General features: G+C 35.7%; 12 protein-coding genes. All 12 read left to right on the plus strand.

All coding sequences use genetic code 11. From position 1 onward, the window contains the following. Window positions 1-63: 63 nt before the first annotated feature. The 12 genes from MKY60_RS04150 to MKY60_RS04205 all read left to right on the plus strand — a co-directional run bounded on the left by MKY60_RS04150 (window position 64) and on the right by MKY60_RS04205 (window position 15,864). Complete coding sequence (locus MKY60_RS04150) at window positions 64-1,494, plus strand: extracellular solute-binding protein (RefSeq protein ID WP_090565400.1); 1,431 nt, start codon at window positions 64-66, stop codon at window positions 1,492-1,494. Between the two features lie 26 nt (window positions 1,495-1,520). Further along, a complete protein-coding gene (locus tag MKY60_RS04155) occupies window positions 1,521-3,791 on the plus strand; it encodes a heparinase II/III domain-containing protein (RefSeq protein WP_340928751.1) in 2,271 nt (756 codons plus the stop codon). Between the two features lie 67 nt (window positions 3,792-3,858). Further along, the gene (locus MKY60_RS04160) at window positions 3,859-4,500 is read left to right on the plus strand and encodes a YesL family protein (RefSeq protein ID WP_340879122.1); all 642 of its coding nucleotides are present in this window, start codon (window positions 3,859-3,861) and stop codon (window positions 4,498-4,500) included. A gap of 343 nt (window positions 4,501-4,843) precedes the next feature. Further along, window positions 4,844-5,797 (plus strand): ABC transporter permease, encoded by a 954-nt coding sequence (locus tag MKY60_RS04165; protein WP_340928753.1) that lies wholly within the window; start codon window positions 4,844-4,846, stop codon window positions 5,795-5,797. 219 nt (window positions 5,798-6,016) lie between these two features. Then, window positions 6,017-6,892: a carbohydrate ABC transporter permease gene (locus MKY60_RS04170; RefSeq protein WP_269920637.1), complete on the plus strand. Its 876-nt coding sequence runs from the start codon at window positions 6,017-6,019 to the stop codon at window positions 6,890-6,892. Window positions 6,893-6,956: 64 nt separating this feature from the next. Then, entirely contained in the window at window positions 6,957-8,576 is a 1,620-nt protein-coding gene (locus MKY60_RS04175; protein ID WP_241595327.1) for an extracellular solute-binding protein, read from the plus strand. Between the two features lie 382 nt (window positions 8,577-8,958). Next, on the plus strand, window positions 8,959-10,203 hold the full coding sequence (locus MKY60_RS04180) for an Nramp family divalent metal transporter (RefSeq protein WP_340928754.1): 1,245 nt from the start codon (window positions 8,959-8,961) through the stop codon (window positions 10,201-10,203). A gap of 18 nt (window positions 10,204-10,221) precedes the next feature. Next, window positions 10,222-11,238, plus strand: a complete 1,017-nt coding sequence (locus MKY60_RS04185; protein WP_340928756.1) for an NAD-dependent epimerase/dehydratase family protein — start codon at window positions 10,222-10,224, stop codon at window positions 11,236-11,238. Then, the gene (locus tag MKY60_RS04190) at window positions 11,239-12,297 is read left to right on the plus strand and encodes a dihydrodipicolinate synthase family protein (RefSeq protein ID WP_340928758.1); all 1,059 of its coding nucleotides are present in this window, start codon (window positions 11,239-11,241) and stop codon (window positions 12,295-12,297) included. A 59-nt stretch (window positions 12,298-12,356) separates the two neighbouring features. Next, window positions 12,357-13,679: a hypothetical protein gene (locus tag MKY60_RS04195; RefSeq protein WP_340928760.1), complete on the plus strand. Its 1,323-nt coding sequence runs from the start codon at window positions 12,357-12,359 to the stop codon at window positions 13,677-13,679. Next, a complete protein-coding gene (locus MKY60_RS04200) occupies window positions 13,676-14,548 on the plus strand; it encodes a Gfo/Idh/MocA family oxidoreductase (RefSeq protein ID WP_340928762.1) in 873 nt (290 codons plus the stop codon). Before MKY60_RS04195 ends, MKY60_RS04200 begins: the two co-directional genes overlap by 4 nt. 233 nt (window positions 14,549-14,781) lie before the next feature. Further along, window positions 14,782-15,864 carry a CdaR family transcriptional regulator gene (locus MKY60_RS04205; protein ID WP_090565382.1) on the plus strand — a complete coding sequence of 361 codons (1,083 nt, stop codon included), beginning with the start codon at window positions 14,782-14,784 and terminating at the stop codon, window positions 15,862-15,864. The last annotated feature ends 144 nt before the right edge of the window (window positions 15,865-16,008 follow it).

Consider the following 16,008-nt stretch of genomic DNA (forward strand, 5'->3'; position numbering starts at 1 on the left):
ACATTGCAAAATATGCTATTCTAATTAAAAGTAGAGCAATCATTTAGTAGGGAGTTGTGACAATTGCTAAAACGCAAAAGTGTATTTGAAAATCGCTATAACAAGTTTATTCATGAATTAAAAGAAGAAATTATCTCAGGGAAGATAAAACCTGGTGAATTCATTCTTCCAGAAAACACATTAAGTAAAGTATATGAATTAAGCAGGGTTTCCATTAGGAAGGCATTGGCAGAGCTCGTAGAGGAAGGTCTAATTGAGAAGATACCTGGAAAAGGTAATCGAGTAACTATTCCAAATGATACACAAAAACAAACTATTACACTTGGTTGGTTTTCAAATTCTTATGAGATCGAAATTATACGAAAAATTATCAAACGTTTCGAGCAACTCAACCCGTTCACAAAAGTAAATCTACAAATACTGCCTAATAGTCAGTATATATATAATCTGACACAATCCTTAAAGCATGATAATGGACCTGATGTATTTATCGTATCTGATTACCATTTTCGAGAGTTAATGGAGTCGAATTCTTTAGATATGCTAGAACCATTCTTACCAGAACATGTTGACATAGAAAAGGATAGCTATAAGCAAGTGTTTGATATGTTCACATATAATCAGACGGTACCTGTTACGCCATTTGTATTTTCACCAGTGATGATCTGCTATAATCGACGAATGTTTGAAGAAGCAGGGATTTCAAAGAACTTCAAAATGGAAAACTGGGATGACTTGTTAGAGTTATCAGCACGTACAACAAAGGGATTACAAAGTGACAGTATTATTAAAGAATATGGCTTTTGTTTTTCATCTTCTACAAATCGGTGGCCGGTGTTTCTGTTGCAAAACAAAGGATTGTTCATGGCAGAGGACCGCTCTAAATCAGTAATGAACAGAAAAGAGAATATAGAAGCACTGAATTACTGTGGTGATTTAATGTATAAGCATCAAGTATCGCCTATCTTCTCTCACGGGAGTAATGAGTTAGCAGAAAATCTTTTTATGCGAGAAGGGGCAGCAATGATTTTGACTACCTATTATTTTATGAATGAATTTAGAGATCATAAGATTAAATGGGACGTCTTACCGCCTCCTCAAAATGAAACGCCGGGAACACTACTCTTGGGTGGTGCTTTAGGTATTAGTGCAAATAGCAAAATTAAAGAGGCAGCACAAGCACTTGTTAGCTTTATGGTAAGTACTGAAGCACAAACTTTGCTCAAGCAAAATGGATGTACTATTCCGATGCTTCGCATAGTTGCAGAGGATAATAATCTTCTGCAGCCAGGAGTTCATCCGGAACAATATAATGCTTTTAAAGAAGTAATGGGAACATCCAAGACGATTAGGGATCTTGATCTGACAATAGAGGAGTTTGAACTAATCGAACGAGAGATGCAATTTTTCTGGGCCAATATGGAAAAAGCAGAGGATACATGTAAACGAATAGAAGAGCTTCTTAATTTAAAACAAGCAACATATAACGTTTAAAACGTTATTCAAGGGGTGCACTTGTGATGAAATTTGCTCAACATCTTAAGCGATTAAAGCCACATCCTCGAATTTTATTTAATGACGAGGAACTAAAAGAAATGAAAACAAGAGTGGCAGATAGGAAACTGGAAAGCAGCATTGATTTTAACAATTCGTGGTATAAAATACTGGAATTAGCAGAATCATACATAGCCGAAAAAGAGTTTACGGTCGTCTATCCAAGTTGCTCTGTTCAACTAACTATTCCTTTGCCATTAATACAATTAGAGCCTGTTGGAGATCCACCAGGATATATAGATTATCCTTTTTGGACGATGTATTCTCGAGCTATTGAAGAAAGAATCCGTGTTTTATCCTTTGCTTATGGAATAACAAAGGATAAAAGGCTTGCTGAAAAAGTAAAGGAGTACCTCCTTGCACTATCTTCGTTTACAAGATGGTTTGAATTTCCGCTACGAGGTGCGGAAGGTAATTTAAGTAATGCGCATTTTACAATAGGTGCAGCTATTGGATATGATGCAATTTTACATACTTTATCCAGCACCGAGAAAGATATGATTAAACATGCTATTTTGACAAAAGGTTTACAGCCTTTCCGTATAGATTTTAATAATCATGATAGTCATAATATTATTGCATCGAAGCAAGTAGCGATGCTTATCGGATCCCTAGCCATCTTAGATAGTGATTGTAAGGACGAAGTGGAACCATTCATCTTCAACTCCTGTATTTATATAAGCAATTACTTAAATAGTAGGCTAATGGATCCGGACATTGAAGGGCTATTGTATTTAAATGTTGCTGCAAGGCATATTTTAATGGCAGTAGATACGTACCATCGTTCAACTGGAAATAATGAATTTCTCCAGCATTCATATTTTAGTTTTCTTCCTGATCTATTCATCTACTCACTTGGGACTGGTGGAAAGGTGAGCTTTGTAAACTTTTCAGATTCATTTTATAGCTTGGATATTTCTTATCTTATGTCGATACTTGCATCTAAAAACCAAAATCGTATTGCAAGCTGGTATATGAATAAATTCTCTGGAAGTCATTTGGAAACGTTGCTTCATACGAATAATCTACCTGCGCCTTTAGATCCAGAAAAATACTATGGAAATAGGTGCGCCAATATTTTTTCTACGATAGGTTGGGCTTCATTAAGAAGTGGGTGGAAGGATCATGATCATCTATTAGCTTTCAATTCAAGCCAGTCCGCAAAGAATCATAATCATTTTGATCAAAACAATTTTATATTACATGTTGCAGGAGAATGGCTAATATCCAATCCAGGTTATCAGGATTATGTAGAAGGGCCAAGGAGAGATTTTACGATTGGGACAATAGGGCATAACAGTATGCTTGTTAACAATAAAGGACAATCTCAATTAGGAAAAAGTAAATTTGTAGACTGGTATTCATCTGAATACTATTCTTTTGTTAGCGGAGAAGCAGCTGGTGCTTATGGCAAGAGTATTTCACAATGGGAGCGAAAGATAGTACATATCGATAATAGCTATTATCTTGTTATAGATAAAGTTGTTAAAGAGGATAAGGCTAGCGTACTTAGCTTTCTTTTCCATACAACAGCACAAATATATGCAGGAGATAAAAATTTACTGCCAGGAGAGAAGATAGAAGAAACGCATATCACATTCGTTGGAAACAACGTTTCTGCTTCCATTTACAATTGCTACCCAAAAGATATAAAGATAAGTGTAGAACAACATAAGGGAGCAGAGGAGTATGGCTCATATCTACAGATAGTGCCACAGGAAAAAGAACAGCTGCAATATTTAATAACAATGCTTGTTCCTGAAGCTTCAAAAAACGAATTTGCTTATTCAGTAAATAGAGTAGAGTCACAATTTCATATAGAGATAGCTCGTCAAGGCATTACGGATCATATTCTTGTTAATGAAAATAGAGATTCTGTGTGGCAAACATCCTCTAATGGAGAAATTGGTCTTCAAGGAGAACAGAGCTGGATTTCATTTCAGAACGATGACAGCAAGCTAAGTAAGTTTTCTGTAGTAAATGGAAGCTGTTTGAAAGTACAAAGTGATTATATCTTTCAATCGTCTGAGGAAATGAATATCTCTGCTCAATTTAACGACATAGGAGCCAAAATACAACTTGAACTTCAAAAGAATACTCAAATTTCACTGAAAACTGCTCAACCGACAATTCTATTAGTTAATAGTGAAAAGCATTTGATAAACTATCAAATTGCCCAGGAAATGCTTGAATTATATTTGGAGCAAGGATTATATGAAATAGAACTATTCATTTAAAGTAGTGAAAATTTGTATTTAAATAACTGAATTTTCAATAAAAAATGCATTTAAAGAGGTGGTTTACATGGAACTTACTGGATGGAGAGGTTCATTATATCATTATATGGATTGGGCATTAAAGCTTGCATATTTAAATATTCTTTGGTTGATAGGAATAGTAATTGGTGCTGGAATTGCAGGTTTTTTTCCATCAACCGTAGCAATGTTCTCTGTACTCAGAAAGTGGGCACAAGATGAAGGTGATGAACTTAAGGTATTCGCTCATTTTAAAAACGAATATAAAAGGGAATTCTTAAAGTCTAATAAATACGGCTATTCATGGGCGGTACTTGGATTAATATTGTACGTGGATTTACAGTTTTTTCGTGGTATTCCTACTATCTGGGCATTAATAGTTTCTTTATTCTTTTTTATACTTGGTGCTATTTATATAGTTGCTTTACTTTATGCATTTCCAGTTTATGTTCAATATAAACTGACCTTAAAGCAGTATTTTAGAAACTGCTTACTCATTGTTCTTTCTAATCCCTTGTTTTCTGTCCTAATGGTTTTAGGATTCTATTTTCCATATTATTTAATGATTAAAATTCCGGGATTACTACCGTTTTTCGGAGGTAGCCTTATAAGCCTAGTGTTAATGATGATTTCTAACAAAATGTTTACGAACTTAGAGAAAAATAAAAAGGCACATGAGTCAATTTCATAACTATTATTCATTTTAATAGATTAATACTTAAGAAGTATCCCAATTTTTTATTCTGTTGTTAAGAAAGCTGAACTTGTTGATTGGTGCGCAAGGTGGTGTACACTCGGAAAGTGTCCGCCTTAGCGTATATCAAAATGGTTCAAAGTCACTATTTAATATACTTTTATGAAAGTAAGGCAGAAGATAACAGAATATAATTTCAGAAAAATATTGAATTATTGTAAAATTTAAATTATTATTAAATACATGTAATATACATGTATTGAAAGAGTTTAATAGGCAATAAAGTATTTGGAGAAAGGGGAGATTTGTTATTGAAACTAAAAACAAAAAAATTGATACGTTGGATTCAACATTAGCCGTATCAAATAATATCCCGACTAACAGAAAAAAGAAGTCATTAAAAAATAAATTATGGCGAGATCGCTATTTGTTACTACTAATCTTACCAGGAATTTTATATTTTCTTATATATCGCTATATACCAATGGCAGGAATTCTTCTAGCATTTAAGGATTATAGCCCGTTTCGAGGGTTTGCAGATAGTCCATGGGTCGGATTAAAATACTTTAAGTTAATTTTTGAAGATGCTGAAGTTATTCAAGTTATTTGGAATACACTACAAATCTCAATGTTACAAATCTTTTTTGCCTTCCCTATCTCTATTGTACTTGCCTTAATGCTTAATGAAATTAGAAATCAAGTATATAAGAAATTTCTTCAATCTATTGTTTATTTACCTCATTTCTTATCCTGGGTAGTCGTGGTTGGGATAACTGTTATTTTTCTTAGAAGTGAAGGCTTAATCAACAATGTTCTAGTGAATTTTTTAGAAATCAATCCAATCCCATTTTTAACTGATCCAGCTTTGTTTAAGCCAATAGTTATTTTCCAAGTTATCTGGAAGGAATCGGGCTGGGGCACAATTCTTTTTTTAGCGGCATTGTCTGGAATTAGTCCGCATTTATATGAGGCGGCTGTAATAGACGGAGCTAGTCGTTTAAGGCAGATATGGCATATAACTTTACCAGCACTAAAGAGTACGATTGTTATCTTACTAATCCTTCGTTTGGGAAATGTAATGGATAGTGGTTTCGAGCAAATCTTTTTAATGTTGAATCCTTTCAATATGGAAACAGGAAATGTTTTAGACACTTATGTGTACTTTAAAGGGATTCAGCAGGCTAATTTTAGTTTCGCTACAGCTGTAGGACTTTTTAAAGGAATTATTGGTTTAATACTTGTCGTTCTTGCCAATAGACTTGCGAAAAAATTTGGAGAAGATGGCTTATATTAATGAATCATATTTCATCTTTATCTGTCTAGCTCTAGCGCAAAGCACCTCGATTCGCTATAGGTTTACGGTAAAGGCAAAGGATGCCTTTACTCGAAATCCTTCCTGCGTTAGTCGGAGGCTCACACGATGTGAGTCATACAGTCGTTGCGACACGATGTCGCGAACTTAGACTGTGACATAGGCACTTGTGCTTTTCTTATTATGTAAGGAGGTAAGGTTATGTTTAAAGCTACTGGTGGCGAAAGGGTAATGGAAATCTTTAATAACATACTCTTGTTATTAATAGCTGTTACGATGCTATTTCCCTTTTTATACATTTTTTCCGTTTCATTTTCAAGTGTGAGCGATGTACTCAATAGTGATTTCCTTTTATGGCCAAAGGAATGGGTGACAGATGCCTATACGTATATTTTAGGGTCCGATCAATTTATTCGTTCTCTATGGGTGACAGTTTATATCACTGTGGTAGGGACATTTGTTAATCTAGTTTTTACATCCACGATGGCTTACTCTTTAACAAGAAATATTATTGGGCAACGGTTAATCTTGTTTTTAGTGTTATTTACTGTTCTATTTTCAGCTGGAATGATTCCGACTTATATTATTGTAAAAGAAACTGGTTTATTGAATTCGTTGTGGGCACTAATCATACCTGTGGCAATCAGTCCATTTAATTTAATCATCATGACTCAATTTTTTAAAGGGATCCCTGAGGAACTAACAGAGGCTGCTATTATTGATGGAGCCAATGATATCCAAATTTTTTCTAAAGTGATCTTACCTTTATCAAAGCCAGCGTTGGCAGCATTTGGTCTGTTTTATGCAGTGGGCCATTGGAATAGCTATTTCTCAGGAGTTCTCTACTTGAATGACCCCTCGAAGTGGCCGATACAAGTTATTTTGCGACAAATTGTCATTGTAAATGAACCAAATGCAGCGTTAGGTGGTCATGCAGCAATGGTAGAAGCATTACCGCCTCCAGAAACGGTTCAAATGGCTGCTATTTTATTGGCAACCTTACCAATACTTATTGTTTATCCGTTCTTACAAAAACATTTTGCAAAAGGAGTGATGCTTGGATCTGTAAAAGGATAGTATTTAGAAAATTGTCGGTACTGCTGTTAAAGAAGCCTTACAAAAGATAAATGGAGGGGTTAATGTGAAAAATAAGCACCTAATGATTAGCTTTCTACTTCTTTTCCTTAGTTTTATGTTAGTAGCTTGTACGGATGAAAATACAGATGAGAAAGATACAACCGACAAAGATAATGAAACTGCAGGAGAAAAAGCTCCAAATGCACAGGTTGATCCATTTGATCATAGTGAGAAATATACAATCACGGGGATGACATTCCGTTTCGGTGATCCACCTCCATTAAAAAGTCCTGGTCTAGATATGATAAATGAGCGATTTAACGTAGATTATAAACCAGAGATTATACCTCAAGGTGATTATGTTGAAAAATCTTCTGCCATTGTAGCATCAGGTTCTATGCCAGATTTAGTTGGATTCCAAGCTGGCGATACCCGTTTTTATCAATGGGCAGAAGATGGAGCATTTCTACCCCTAGATGACTATTTATCACATTACGAAACTTTAGGGAATATTCCAGACTATATTTACAATTCTTTTAAAGTAGATGGAAAGGTATACGGAATTCCGCGTTATTCCAACCCATATCCTGTTACACCAATTATTCGTAAGGATTGGCTCGATAAATTAGGATTGGAAGTACCAACAAACTACGAAGAGTTAGAGAAAGTTGCTATTGCATTTACGAAAGAAGATCCAGATGGGAATGGAAAGGCAGATACGTATGGAGTAGCTATTGGAGAAAATATTAACCCAAGCTTTAATATGGGAACATATTGGGACTTCAATGCTTGGTATCACCAAAATGATGATGGAGATTTTATTCCAGGTATCATTTCTGATGGAAGAAAAGACTTAGTTCAATTTTTTGCTAATTTGTATAAAGAAGGCGCTATGACAAAAGACTTTGCCGTTCTTGATTGGGCGAGTACTAATAATGAGTTTTACTCCGGTAAAGCTGGAATTTTCGTAGGCGGTGTCTCTGGGATGTCACAGGAGTATTTCGATGGATTATTATCTATTAATCCAGAAGCGAAGCTAGTAGCAATTCCTCCATTTGAAGCACCAGACAAATCGAAAGGATTCACAATGGGTTCAGGTAACTCAGGTATTCTTGCTTTAAATGCTAATCTTGCAGAAGACGAAGGGAAATTATATCGAGCATTAGAGTTAGTAGACTTTGGGAAAACTTATTTCCCGGCTGAGGAAAAAAATCCTCAAAATGCGGACTTTGACTTCTATTTAGGTAAAGAAGGAACTGGTTATAATATGGAAAATGGATTACCTGTCCAAATTCCAACGTTCTCTTCTGAAGGACTTGCGCCATCAACCTATTTCTTGGATAACAGAGAACAGGTTCCAGAGGATGCAAATATTACGTATGCGGATAGCTATACACTACCAGAGTTGAAAGAAATGACTGCATCATTACAAGAAATGTTTGAAACGAGCGAGTTATATGTCGATCCTTCTCATGGTGTTCTATCACAAACAAACCAAGAAAAAGGTACAGATTTATTTCAATTCGTAATCAACGAACAATCGAAAATGATCGCTGGTCAAAGACCAATATCTGACTGGGACGCACTAGTTGAAGAGTACCTTGCAAAGGGTGGCGAAGCGATTATTAAAGAAACAAACGAAGGAATCAAATCTAAAGGATATACAGAAAGAGAATGGAAGTAATATAAAAATGACCTGTTCGCTAATGCGAGCAGGTCATTTTTATAAAAAATTTTGCAAAACTGCTGACGCTTTTTGTTCGGACGTATAGGGTTTTGCCCCGGTCTCATAGGACTCAATGAGGAGGGGATAGAGCGCTATGTCGGACATTCACATACCCGCTCGGTCAGAAAGAGATCATTCTCATGTTATAAGCTCTTGTTGATGGGGATGATGTAACCTTATTATCCCTAGGGTCTTTAGAAAATATGTGGATCTTGCATTTTTCTTTTTTGAGAATTCCTCCACCCAAATTAAAGACTTATTAAAGTCATGTCATAAATTTTGTCGGTAAGTTAATATAATTATAGAGTATTCTGAATAATTTGTTAGAGGGGGAATTAGTGTGGTTGTGGAGGGAAAAACAGAATTAGAAAAGGATAGTAAAATCTCAAAAAAGAAGAATATATTTAATTATCTTGGACCGGCTTTAATCACTTCGGCCTTAGTATTAGGTCCAGGAAGTGTTACGCTATCTTCTAAAATTGGGGCAATATATGGCACACAATTAGTTTGGACCATTATTTTAGCTATAATTTTAATGATGGTATTTACAGAAATGAGTACTCGGATTGGTTTAGCAGCTGATCATAGTTTCATTCAAACAATTAAGAAAAAATGGGGATTGCTCGCTGGAGTATTAATAGGGGTTGGTGCATTTTTGGTTACCGCATCATTCCAAGCAGGTAATGCAATTGGTACAGGAATAGCTATATCTACAGTTACTAATATGGATCCTACCATTTGGATTATCATCTTTACTCTCATATCTATTGGATTATTATTTGCAAAACAGTTTTATCAAATTCTTGAAAAAATGATGCTGGTCTTAGTAGTTATTATGTTACTGGCATTTTTGATCACTGTTATAGTAGTCCAACCATCATTAGTGGATATTTTCAAAGGATTCTTACCGGTGTTACCTGAAGGAAGTATGGGGTTAATCATAGCACTATTTGCAACAAGCTTTTCCATTGTTGGAGCTGTATATCAATCTTATTTGGTAAAAGAAAAAGGTTGGAAAATTACAGATGCTGCAAGTGGTCGTAAGGAATCCTTTTTAGGAATTTTTCTTCTAGGTTTTATTTCTTTCCTAATAATGATTACAGCTGCAACTATTTTGAAGCCTCAGGGACTTATCGTTAATGACGCAAGTGAAATGGGCTTAGCGTTAGAACCACTTTTTGGTAACTGGTCTACTATTGTCTTTATGCTCGGATTGTTTGGGGCATCCTTTTCTTCACTGATGGGGAATGCAACGATTGGTGGATCATTACTAGCGGATGGTCTTGGCATTGGCAGCAACTTGTCGAATATGAAGGTGAAACTACTAATTATTTTAGTGATGCTCTTCGGTTCTATCATTGGGATTGTATTTGGTTCTGCTCCATTGAATCTAATTGTTTTTGCACAAGCCATTACGATATTTGTTGTGCCTTTTATAGCAATTGCTATTTTAGTAGTAGCTAATGATAAAAATATTATGGGAGAACTTAAAAATAAATTATTAAGCAATGTCCTAGGGGTTATTGGACTAATAGTTTTAATCTATTTAGCATTCAATAATATAAAAAATATCTTTTTCTCATAAGAAATTGGAGGGATTCATTTGAAAACAGTTGAAGAACTTGAAAACTTAATGACCGAACCATCTGATGCACTAGTAGATGAGATGCGAAAAATAGATGGTAATATATTGATATTAGGCATTGGAGGTAAGATGGGACCTACTTTAGCAATGATGGCTAAAAGAGCTATTGATAAAGCTGGTTTAGATAAGAAGGTAATCGGCGTATCCCGCTTTTCCAATGGAACATTGAAAGAAGATTTAGAAAAAGCAGGAATCGAAACAATTTCCACAGATCTATTAGATGATGAACAATTGAAACTGCTCCCGAAAGAAAAAAATATCATATATATGGCGGGCAATAAATTTGGTACAACTGGCAATGAACACTTTACCTGGGCGATGAATACATACCTGCCAGGTAGAGTAGCAGAGCATTTTAAGGGCGCCAACATTGTTGCTTTCTCAACTGGGAATGTATACCCATTAGTACCTTTGACTTCAGGTGGCTGTGATGAATTGCATGAAGTTGCTCCGGTTGGCGAGTATGGTCAATCTTCCCTTGGGAGAGAACGAGTGTTTACTTATTTTTCTCATAAGGATAATACTCCATTAACCGTATTCAGATTAAACTATGCGATCGATATGAGATATGGTGTCTTACTCGAAATTGCTCGCTCTGTGAATAACGGGGTACCTTTAGATTTATCGATGGGTCATGTGAATGTCATTTGGCAGGGGGATGCAAATGAATATGCAATAAGATCGTTATTAATAGCAAGCTCACCTCCAACCATTTTAAATGTAACGGGTCCAGAAACGTTACCAGTTCGATGGCTTGCCAATGAATTTGGAAAATTGCTAGGGAAGACTCCAATATTTGATGGAGTAGAAAAGGAAAATGCTCTATTAAATAATGCGAGTAAGGCACATAAGTTATTTGGATATCCAAGAGTCTCCATAAGAGAGATGATTGAATGGACAGCAGACTGGGTAGCAAATGATGGAGAAACGATTAATAAACCAACTCACTTTCAGGAACGGAAGGGGCAATTCTAAATGGCTTTATCACAAGAACTACAGAAACATTTACAAGATGGTGCCTTTATCCCTGCTCATCCGTTAGCATTAACAAGTGATAAACAATTAGATGAATATGCTCAAAGGAGATTGACTAGATACTATATAGAGGCTGGAGTAGGTGGTATTGCAGTTGGTGTTCATACGACTCAATTTGAAATTAGAGATCCTCAGTTTAATCTATATGAAATTGTTTTACGTTTAGCGATGGAAGAAGTCGAAAAAGCACAGCTACAGCGTCCGTTTCTAAAAATAGCGGGTGTTTGTGGAGGTACGGAGCAGGCATTAGAAGAGACAAAAATAGCTAAAGCACTAGGCTATGATATGGTGCTTTTAAGTAATGGTGGATTACATCAGTATTCAGAAGATGATCTTATTGAACGGACAAAAGTTGTTGCAAATGAATTACCTGTGTTTGGGTTTTATTTACAACCAGCTGTTGGAGGACGAATTTTTAGCTACGAATTCTGGGAGGAGTTTGCTAGTGTCGATAATGTGGTCGGTATTAAAATGGCTCCTTTTGATAGATATTTAACCTTAGATGTAATAAGAGCGGTTTGTGCGTCTCCAAGAAAAGATGAAATTGCACTCTACACTGGCAATGACGATAATATTGTTTTAGATTTATTTGCAGCATACCAGTTTGAAGTAGAAGGTAAAAAGGAAAGTAAAAGCATAGTTGGTGGTCTTTTAGGACATTGGTCGGTATGGACACATGAGGCTGTAAAGCTATTCGAGAAAATAAAACTGGCCAGACTCAATAATGACATAGATAAACATTGGTTTTCTATTGCGCAGGATGTAACAGATGCAAACTCTGCATTCTTCGATTCAAAAAATGCATTCAAAGGAAGTATTGCTGGGATTAATGAAGTGCTTAGTAGACAAGGGCTTCTACAGGGGAATTGGTGTTTAACTGATCATGAAACTTTAAGTCCAGGTCAGGCAAACGAAATCGATCGTGTTTATGCAACCTATCCGCAGTTAAATGATGATGCATTTGTACAGGAGTTTCTTCGTAATGATAAAAACCAATAAAAAGTAGGAAAAGACACATTAGCAATCATGTGTCTTTTCCTACTGGAAAGGAAGAGGATATGAAATCTCATATAAAGGTAGGAGTAATTGGTCCGACTTGGATTTATGACACGCTTGTTCGCTGCTTTAACCTTTTCCCTACCATACAACCGATTTTCCGTTTGTCTGATGAAATAGATAGAGCAAAAGAATTCACAGCGGAGTTAAGAGATAAAGTGGATTGTCTATTTTATTCGGGACGAATTCCATATTTGGTCGCTAAAGAAGAGGTGCCAATGGAAGTTCCAGCATTTTATATACCGTTAAAAGGAGCGGGATTATACCAAGCACTTTATAAAATGAAAAATAAAATGAATTTCACTCATATAAGTTTTGATGGAATTCAAAGTGACTATATTGAAATTGTAAAAAAAAATGTAGAAGAAACGTTTAGTTATGATAACTACAATAACTTAGTTTCTCTTGAAAACGTGGACGAGATTCTAAATTTTCATATGGAAAACTTGGAAAAATGTTCTTCTACGGTTGTAATTACAAGCTTGAAATTAGTAAGTGAATTATTGACAAATAATAATATTACAAATGAATGGCTGAAGCCTTCAGAAGAAGATATTATTGTGTCTATTGAAAGAATGCTATTAGGAACTAATCAACGAAAGCAAAAAGAAATGCAAATTATCATAGGAAGAATCTTTATAGAAAACTCAACTGCTATAGCAAATGATTTTATGACAGAGCAGCAAATACAAAAAAGAAATCATACTACATATCGAATGTTACTCCATTTTGCTGAGCAAATGAGCGGTTATTTGACTGCATTAAGTAGCACAGAATATTTGTTTGTCACAAACCGTGGAATATTTGAAAGAGTTACAGAAGGGTATAAAGTGTTGCCGATTGTAGATGAATTGAAGAAGAAGATAGGTGTAACCTTATCCATTGGTATTGGATTTGGATTTTCTGCATTAGAGGCAGGCTCTCATGCGAGAGTAGCACTTATTCAAGCACAAGAAAACGGCGGAGATAGCTGTTATATAGTTAGTGAAGATAGAAGTGTATTTGGACCAATTGATATAGCGGCACCTATGAAATATCCGCTTGCGGTGACAGATCAACTCTTAATCCAACAATCTGAAGCAGTTGGTATGAATGCAGCGAATATAGAAAAGACGATTGCTCTAATTCGAAGAAAAAAGAAAAATGAATTTACGGCCCATGAGCTTGCTTCTGTTTTGGGTATTACACCAAGGAGTGCTCATAGAATTGTTCAATCTTGGTTGGATGCTTCTTTAATAGAGGTGATTGGAACAGAGAAAATGTCGAGAAGAGGTAGACCACGCCAGGTTTTCAAACTATTAAATAGTGAGGAGAATAGTATATGAAAATAGGTTTAATAGGATTGGATACATCACATAGTGAAATTTTCACGAAGTTATTAAATGATTCTCAGGCTTCACATTATGTTGCAGGAGCTAAGATAACTCATGCTATCCCAACGTATTCTAAGGATTTACCTATTAGTCGTGAGCGCTTCCTTAATTACTATAAAATAGTCACAAGTAAATATGGAGTAATACCAGTTGAAGACGTTGAAGAGCTAATGACTGTTGTCGATGCAGTAATCATTGGAACAGTTGATGGAAGAAACCACTTAGATTGGTTTAAGAAAGTAGTTAGCTATAGTAAACCGGTTTTTATAGATAAACCAGTTGTTATGAGCAGCAACGAAATGAAAGAATTGATTAATCTCAGTAAAGTTCATCACACTCCAGTCATGAGTTCATCATCCCTAAGATTTTCAGAATCAGTCATAGCTGCAGCTAATAATACAGAAATCGAGAGTGGCTACTTTTTTGGACCAACTCCTCGCCAACAACAAATGCCAGGATACTTTTGGTATGGAATTCACTTACTAGAGATGGTTGTAACAATTTTTGGTACGAAAGTTAAACACATGAAAATAGAAACATATCCGGATTGTGAACAAATTCATATGACATTTGCAAGTGGAAAACATGTGATCATCAGAGGAGAAAACGACTGGCATAATCGTTTTGGAGCAATCCTTCATTCAAAGGAAAGCGTTCATTCCCTACGATTATGGGAAGAAGAGAAGCCTTACTACGCCGGACTAATCGAGCAAGTCGTGCATTTCTTTGAAACTGGAGTATCACCAGTACCGATAGAGGAGACGGAGCAAATTATCGAATTGATAGAAAGGATTGCGTCCCTGTGCAGGGAACAATTCTGAAAGTTAACTCAATTCGGTCCCTGTGTAAAAAACAATTCAGAATAGTGTTGAAGTTGTGTCTTACACAGGGGCACCTCGAACACACACACTCTAGGGTTCAACTGGAGGGTGTGTTTTTTTGTGTCCCTGTGTGCCAAACAATTATAAATATTAAGAAAAAAATGTGTTATTATATTATTCATGTAGTATGCAATATATAGGCGAGGTAGTTTAATCGCAAAGGGGAGTTGAAGATGTTTAATTTAGAGGTTTTAGGGCAGCAAATTGTGGAGGAACTCTCAATGCTTATTGACCAAAGTGTTTTAGTCACAGATCGCACGGGATTCATCATAGCTAGTACAGATCCTCAGCGGTTGAATTCGTTTCATGAAGGGGCTTCAATATCAATTAAAAGTCTTAAACAATTACATATGACGGAAGAAATGAGTAAAGAGTTAAGAGGTGTTCGGCCAGGTATGGTTATGCCGATTGTTATTGAAGATAAGGCTATTGGCGTTATTGGGATAACAGGTACACCTAAAACAGTGGAAAAGTATGCAAAGCTTGTTAGGAAGGTAGTAGAACTTTTTATAACTGATTTTTTGTCTCGTCAACAAAGGGAACGATCAGTCAGGGAACTGGAGTACTTTGTCTCCGATTATTTTTTAAAGGAGCTGTCTGACACAGAGACGAAGAAAAAAGCGAAATTATTGGGGTTTCCCATCGAAAAATTTTGCCGCATAGCTATCTTGCAGGGAAGTCAGTATATTGATAAAGAAATAGTAGAGCGTATGAAGAATAACCAAACCATTCATCCAGATTTAATGATCGTCCGGTCTGGGTTAGGGCAACTAATCTTTTTTATACCAGAGGTAGAGAAAAATCATCTGATTTCATCCTTTGAGAAGATGGAGATACGGTTAATGAAGATATACGGAGATTTTCAACCGATTGGAGTAGGTCAGCAAGGAGACTTAAAAACCTCATTTTTACAGGCGCAGACCGCTATTAACATTTCTATCCGACAGAAAAATATCGTTTTTGAGGAAGACCTTAAATTGGAACTTTTATACTATGATCTTTCGGATGAAAGCATCCATACTTTTTTGAGTAGAACGATTAAGCCCATTTTAGAGGATTTGGAGCTCTTAGATACTCTGGACTGTTATTTTAATGATAATGGAAGTCTTCAGGAAATTGCAGATAAATTATTTATACATAAGAATACCTTGAAATATCGGTTATCCAAAATTGAAAGTATGCTTTCTATGCAATTGTCTAATCGAGCACATCTAGCTGAGATCTATACTGCTTATAGACTTTATAAACGAATTTAATCTCCATGACAAAGGTAGATTAAATTCTTCATACAGATGCAAAAACCATGAATTCGATTCATGGTTTTTTTGTGGTAATTATGTAGTTTACCTTTATGACTCTGACGAAAATTTTTTTCGATCCGTAAAACAAGTAACTAGCTC

The sequence above is a fragment of the Psychrobacillus sp. FSL K6-1415 genome (assembly GCF_038003185.1).
Classification (GTDB): domain Bacteria; phylum Bacillota; class Bacilli; order Bacillales_A; family Planococcaceae; genus Psychrobacillus; species Psychrobacillus psychrodurans.

Excerpts from the sequence above, each read along its gene's own strand:
- MKY60_RS04155 (WP_340928751.1), top strand. The coding sequence starts at position 1,521 with ATGAAATTTGCTCAACATCTTAAGCGATTAAAGCCACATCCTCGAATT.
- MKY60_RS04160 (WP_340879122.1), top strand. The coding sequence starts at position 3,859 with ATGGAACTTACTGGATGGAGAGGTTCATTATATCATTATATGGATTGG.
- MKY60_RS04170 (WP_269920637.1), top strand. The coding sequence starts at position 6,017 with ATGTTTAAAGCTACTGGTGGCGAAAGGGTAATGGAAATCTTTAATAAC.
- MKY60_RS04190 (WP_340928758.1), top strand. The coding sequence starts at position 11,239 with ATGGCTTTATCACAAGAACTACAGAAACATTTACAAGATGGTGCCTTT.
- MKY60_RS04195 (WP_340928760.1), top strand. The coding sequence starts at position 12,357 with ATGAAATCTCATATAAAGGTAGGAGTAATTGGTCCGACTTGGATTTAT.
- MKY60_RS04200 (WP_340928762.1), top strand. The coding sequence starts at position 13,676 with ATGAAAATAGGTTTAATAGGATTGGATACATCACATAGTGAAATTTTC.
- MKY60_RS04205 (WP_090565382.1), top strand. The coding sequence starts at position 14,782 with ATGTTTAATTTAGAGGTTTTAGGGCAGCAAATTGTGGAGGAACTCTCA.